3 protein-coding genes are annotated in these 3,617 nt (G+C 36.9%); 2 read left to right on the forward strand and 1 reads right to left on the reverse strand.

The window, feature by feature from the left end; translation table 11 throughout:
- The coding region (locus tag H4J50_RS18565) for a dipeptidase (protein ID WP_182257643.1) at window positions 1-1,048 on the forward strand (1,048 nt) is incomplete at its 5' end.
- 35 nt (window positions 1,049-1,083) lie between these two features.
- Window positions 1,084-2,805: a diguanylate cyclase gene (locus H4J50_RS18570; protein ID WP_310733286.1), complete on the forward strand. Its 1,722-nt coding sequence runs from the start codon at window positions 1,084-1,086 to the stop codon at window positions 2,803-2,805.
- A 475-nt stretch (window positions 2,806-3,280) separates the two neighbouring features.
- On the opposite strand, the gene H4J50_RS18575 is transcribed toward H4J50_RS18570, so the two are convergent.
- Window positions 3,281-3,617: MerR family DNA-binding protein (locus H4J50_RS18575; RefSeq protein WP_182257644.1), on the reverse strand; the 337-nt coding region annotated here is incomplete at its 5' end.

A 3,617-nucleotide genomic window follows, 5' to 3' on the forward strand; every position in this document is an offset into this window, starting at 1 on the left:
TGAATTTGATTACTCAAGCGCTTATTCTGGCGGCCTTAATGTTGCTTTTATGTCAATTTACACTTCAGCTAGTGATGATCAACAAGGGAAAGCAAAACAAAATGCTCATATCCAGATTGATAGTATTGAGGCGTTAATTGCACGTCATCCTGATAAATTTGGACTTTTAACTTCACCAAAAGACATCGAAACTTTAACAGCAGGTAACCGTATATTGCTAGCACTTGGTATGGAGAATGGCGCTCCAATTGAGGATGATATCAATCAAGTTGGTAAATTTTTTAAACGCGGGATCCGTTATATTACATTAGCACACAGCGCTAGTAATCGCATTAGCGACTCCTCCTATGATCCGCAACGCCAATGGAGCGGATTAAGCCCTTTTGGCAAGAATGTTGTGAGTGAAATGAACCGTATAGGCATGATAGTAGATGTGTCGCATTTATCCGATAAAGCGGTGCAAGACGTTCTGTTATTGAGCAAAGTACCAGTCATTGCCAGTCACTCTGCTTTTAGACATTTCACTCCCGGATTTGAACGCAATATTAGTGATGAACTTGCACTGGCAATAGCGGCTAAAGGTGGGGTGATACAAATATCCTTTGGCATACCTTTTATAAATCGAAAGTCGGCAGATGATCTTCAAACATTTTTTAAAGAGAAAGCTGCGATAACAAAACGAAACCAAATTGCGAGTGTTTCAGGTACTGAATTAATAGATGAAAAATTGTTCGATAAAAATTGGTGGGATAAACACCCTATTCCAGTGACACCTATAGACGCTGTGCTTAACCAATTTGACTATGCTATAAAACTTGTAGGCATTGATCATGTGGGTATTGGCTCTGACTTTGATGGCGTACAAGGCGCATTACCAGAAGGGCTAAAATCTGTTGCAGATTACCCTAATTTAGTTGCAGGACTACAAAGCCGTGGTTATAACGATGAGCAAATAACTAAGCTTCTAGGAGGAAATTTCATACGAGTTTGGACTGAGATTGAATCCGGAGCTGAAAAAGCTAGCTTTGTAAGTTCATCGGTCATGTAACCTTTGTAAACCTATCACAAAAATTAAATTAAACCGTGAATAAATCGACAAGCATTTATCAATCACTTTATAAAATATGGCTAGTGCTACTTGTCATATTTTCTAGCGTTGTGGGCGCTAAATCACTCCCTTCTAATGCTGAATTTAAACTCGTCAATTCAGAGCTGTTTATCTTTAAAGACTATGAGCATTCATTAGAAATTGACCAAGTGTTAGCCCAATTTAATTTGGGTACGTTTATTAAAAATGATGAAAATCAGGTTAGCTTTGGCTTCTCTAAAAGTACAGTTTGGGCCGTATTACCCGTCACAAACACTACAGAAAATGCTGAATCATTAATACTCAAAATTGATAACGCATGGTTAGATGAACTAGACGTTTACTTTTATGAACAGAATGTTTTAAGTAAAAACGTAAAACTTGGTGATACATCATCATTTCTTTCCCGAGAACGTCAAAAGCGTATGCCGTCAGTCTCTTTTACATTTAAGCCTGGCATTACCTATATTGTCTTACGTATAAAATCTGATGATCCTATGACATTCCCTGTCTATCTTGGTGATGAACAAAGTGTTGATAAATTTGACCAACAGAATGCTTATTTTTATGGCGCTTTGTATGGCGCTTTAATCATACTATTAATATATAACTTAGCGCTGTATGCATACTCTAAAGAGCTGAGATACTGTCTTTATTCGTTCTATTTATTCTCATTTACAGCATTCAACTTTACTTATACGGGACATGGTTTCTGGTTACTTTGGCCTAGTGAGGTATTAATCCAACAATGGCTTATGCCTTTACTTATGTTTGTTTATCTATTTTCAGGGGTCGTGTTTACCATTGAATATTTACAGGCAGAAAAATACTTACCTCGGCTGTATTCATATCGACGATTAATTTACGGAGGGTTAGCCACTATAGGTTTTATTATTGTTGTCGTTGGTAGCCGTTCATTTGCTGTGATGGCACAACTCATGATCCTAACAACCATGTCTGTCTGGATGTTAGTGATTGGTTATTACTCATTTAAAAATGGAAATAATTTAGCCAAGTTTTTTGTACCTGCGGTCTTAATAGGCACATGTGGAGCTACCATATCTAGCATGACAACGTGGGGACTGTTTCCCTACACACAATGGGCATTTAGAGGTATTGAATTAGGTATGCTTTTGGAAATGTCATTATTGTCAATGTCGTTTGGATTCAATTTTAAAATGGCATATGACGCACGATTAACTGCAGAGAAGTATGCCAGAATTGATCCGCTAACCAATTTATTTAATCGCCGAGCCCTGACTGAGCTTGTATATCCTATTTGGAATCTGGGTGAACGACAAAAAACTTCGATGTCTATAATGTTATTAGATTTGGATTGGTTCAAACGTATTAATGATGAATTTGGCCATATAATGGGTGATGATGTGCTAAAGCATGTCGCTCAAACACTTAAACGTCGCTTACGACTTTCTGACATTATTCTTCGTTGGGGAGGTGAAGAGTTTCTCGTATTTCTACCTGATACTGACATTGTGCAAGCAAAGTTTTTGGCCGAAAAATTAAGATGCTATTTTGATGACTATAAGGTAACCAATATTGCCAGAGTAACAATAAGCGTTGGTGTGGCGAGTGGTTTTCCTAATGACATTAGTTTCGATGAATTGATGAAATTGGCTGATGAATCGTTATATCAAGCTAAGAAAAATGGTCGTAATCAGGTGGTTGCACTAGACAAATTATCAACTGACGAAATATGAAATAGCTTGTGTTAAATACGAATAATATTTAACCCTCTTTATATTATATAGGTAACTATTTAAGCAAGTAATAACTTCTGTCGATTTTGAGGCCCATTGCAGAATTAGGTATCACTAGATTTAAAGCTCACTTTGTGCGAATTGCTGAAGTTACGAGTGACTAAATCAATACGACAGCTCCTAGCCAAAAGCTGACATTGCGTTTTGAGAAACCATTATCATATTCAGGGTAAGTTTAACTAAAATTTACTGCTATTCTGTGGGGCTGGTTTAAGCTCATTGCTGCCAGTCGGGTTTCGTTTCTGAACGATAACTTTTGCCCATAAATATTCATAGCAAAGTGCAAAGTTTTCACTTTGCTAAGGCTCACTAAGATACGAAAGCGGACATTAGCTATGTTTTATTTAACGACAAGTTATCCGACATTGCGGATATTTCAAAGAACCTGACCCCGCAGTTCAGATCAGCATGGGATCTAAACGTTTTTAGCTACGTCACTGGTAAGCTTTTGTAAAATACCACAATGCTCAATTGTTCCATTATTTGAGCAGGTGTTACTTAAGTCATTTAATTGTTCTTTAAGGCTATTAAGTTCTTTAATACGTTGTTCAACTTGCTGAATATGACTATCGATCATCTTGTTAACTGAGTTGCATTGAATCGAGGGTGAACTTTGTAACTCAAGCAGTTGACGAATTTCCGATAAGGTTAAATCTAGCGTTCTACATTGTTTGATAAACATCAACTGTTTAAGTGACGATTTATTATATAAACGAAAATTTCCTTCACTTCGTTCTGTGGATTTCATCAGT

Origin of the sequence: Colwellia sp. 6M3, assembly GCF_014077595.1 — a bacterium.
Classification (GTDB): Bacteria; Pseudomonadota; Gammaproteobacteria; order Enterobacterales; family Alteromonadaceae; genus Cognaticolwellia.